The 2402-nt window shown below is 39.3% G+C and carries 3 protein-coding genes and 1 pseudogene; 2 read left to right on the top strand and 2 right to left on the bottom strand.

Annotation, left to right across the window (positions count from 1 at the left end; all coding sequences use genetic code 11):
* Together RRG12_RS43075 and RRG12_RS43070 are read left to right on the top strand one after the other, a co-directional pair.
* Nucleotides 1-337 (top strand): NAD(P)(+) transhydrogenase (Re/Si-specific) subunit beta (locus RRG12_RS43075; protein WP_420763282.1); only part of this gene is annotated, 337 nt, incomplete at its 5' end.
* Nucleotides 338-590: 253 nt separating this feature from the next.
* Nucleotides 591-1352: a hypothetical protein gene (locus tag RRG12_RS43070; RefSeq protein WP_420758995.1), complete on the top strand. Its 762-nt coding sequence runs from the start codon at nucleotides 591-593 to the stop codon at nucleotides 1350-1352.
* A gap of 255 nt (nucleotides 1353-1607) precedes the next feature.
* Here the strand turns inward: RRG12_RS43070 and RRG12_RS43065 are convergent, their stop codons facing one another.
* Together RRG12_RS43065 and RRG12_RS43060 are read right to left on the bottom strand one after the other, a co-directional pair.
* Entirely contained in the window at nucleotides 1608-2138 is a 531-nt protein-coding gene (locus RRG12_RS43065; RefSeq protein WP_099103180.1) for an NAD(P)H-quinone oxidoreductase subunit J, read from the bottom strand.
* A pseudogene (locus tag RRG12_RS43060) lies at nucleotides 2131-2402 on the bottom strand (NADH-quinone oxidoreductase subunit B); the annotation flags it as partial. The gene RRG12_RS43065 and the pseudogene RRG12_RS43060, both read right to left, overlap by 8 nt.

Here is a 2402-nt window from a genome sequence, read left to right as displayed (position 1 = left end):
CATGAATGTGTTGCTGGCGGAGGCAAATGTGCCTTATACCCAGTTGTACGACATGGATGATATTAACCCCCAGTTCGATCAAGCGGATGTGGCTTTAGTAATTGGGGCAAATGATGTGGTAAATCCGGCGGCGCGGAGTGATACAAGTAGCCCGATTTATGGTATGCCGATTTTGGAAGTAGATCGGGCGAAGCAGACGATTGTAATTAAGCGCGGGATGAGTACGGGTTTTGCCGGTGTAGATAATGAGTTGTTCTACAAGGATAAGACGACGATGCTTTTTGGTAGCGCGAAGGATATGGTGGCGAAGTTGGTTTCGGAAGTGAAGCAACTTTAACGAACCGCAAAGGCGCTAAGGGCGCGAAGTAAAGAAAGAATTAGAGAGTTGGCTTGCCTTGGGGGTGTGATGCTTCTGAGGCAAGTTTTTTTGTGGGAAAATTGCCTCATGCAAAGGCGTAAAGAATAGAAAGTTTATTTATGACTTGATAATGTCCGAAAATTTTCACTTTAGTTATTTAACTTGACATTCTATGTATGCTCAATTATTTTTGATGAACAAGTTTTGATTTTCTAATTAAAATAATAGAGTTATGTTCAGTCAAGATTTTTTTAATGATGAGCTTCTAGAAAAAATAGTTGATGTATTTTATGGATATGGTAATTATCAAGGGAATTATTGGTTTATTGGTATGGAAGAAGCAGGAGGAGATTTTAACGAAATTAATAACAGAATAAAGAAATGGTCAGAGAGAGAACAGAAGGAAATAGAAGATATTGCAAAATATCATGAAGCTATCGGATATGGGGCGAGTTTTAAACCAGGTGCAAAATTGGATGTGCCAGTCTGGAGGACATTAATTCGTATTATATTGAGTGCTAAAGGAAAAGATAATATTGACCTAGAAGATATTCGTAAATATCAAATAGAGGAACTAGGTAGAAAAGATAAAGAGACTTGTTTATTAGAATTATTACCTTTACCCTCACCATCTCTTAAACATTGGATATATGGTGAATATTCTAAGCTTACTTTTTTATCTAATAGAGATACTTATGAAAAGTATTGTCTTGAAAAGCGAATAAATCATATTAGTCAAAGAATAAAAGAACATCAACCTAAAGCGGTTGTTTTCTACGGTGTGGGATATGAGCCTTCTTGGAGAAGAATAACTGAAAAAATAAAGGATGTTGAGTTTTCACAAACTTCAGAAGGTTTTTTAATTTGTAGAAATAGTCAGACTGTGTTTGTTATAACTAAACATCCTGTATCTATAGGTGTAACAAGTGAATATTTCCATAATATTGGTAGATCAATTGCTACTAAAATAGGGGAAAAACCATTATTTGCGTAGTTTGTGGCTCGTTTAAAAAAGGCGATCGCCAAAATTCCACAAAATAACTAATTTGACTTACTTTGGAAAATATCGATAAATATTGTTAATGCGTAAGTCCTATAGTCAATGAATTACAGCAAATATTGCCAACCAACTGTTACATGAGACACCAAAAACATAACCCCTCTCCGCCACCGGAAAGGGGTTAATCACTGCCGAAACCCAGCACTATATTGTACAGACGCGATTCATCGCGTCTCGATTCAGCAATCTCTAATAAGCATCTTGCAACTCGTAGAAATCAGGCGAGATGTAATCCTTCCGCAAAGGCCAACCTACCCAATCTTCCGGCATCAAAATCCGCTTGAGATTTGGGTGTCCTTCGTAGATAATGCCGTACATATCGTAAGACTCGCGCTCTTGCCAATCTGCGGTTTTCCAAATCCAGTACACAGAAGGCACTACAGGATTTTCCCGTGGTAAGAACACCTTAACTCGAACTTCTTCGGGGCGATCGCTATTATCACCGACTTTAATCAAGTGATACATACTCACCAATTCTTGTCCTGGGCCAAGGTCAATACCACCTTGACACTGGAGATAATTAAACCCATAAGCATAAAGGGCTGTAGCGGTAGGAAGCAAGAAATCTGCCGCCACCTTAATTATCTCTACACCATTCTTATCCGGTGCTAAAAACTCATGGTCAAAACCATTTTCCGTCAACCACTGGGAAACTTTACCCGCTTGTACCAATGCCTCTTCTTTCGCTGCTGGTACTGGTTTAGATTCTTCTTCAGCCACGGGTTTGTTCCTCCTTTTGCGCCTTTTCTGTCAGCATTGCAGGTGGTATTGGCATACCAATCGCTTCCGCCAATTCCTTGGGTGGTGCATAGCGAGTGTCTGACTGCAAATACTTACCAGTTAAGATTTCTTCTACTGGCTTCAAATTATGAGTCGTGCTGTAATAGCGGTGAGTTTGCTTAATTTTATCCCGCTCTTGCATCGACTCATTGGAGATTTTCTTCCGCAGCTTAATGATTGCGTCGATAATTGCTTCTGGACGGG

It is taken from the genome of Nostoc sp. CALU 546 (assembly GCF_048836525.1).
Note: the sequence above shows the minus strand (reverse complement) of the source record. Positions and strands in the feature narration are given on the sequence as shown.

Bases quoted from the DNA above. Each gene is read 5' to 3' on its own strand.
- RRG12_RS43070 (WP_420758995.1), top strand. From the start codon at position 591: ATGTTCAGTCAAGATTTTTTTAATGATGAGCTTCTAGAAAAAATAGTT.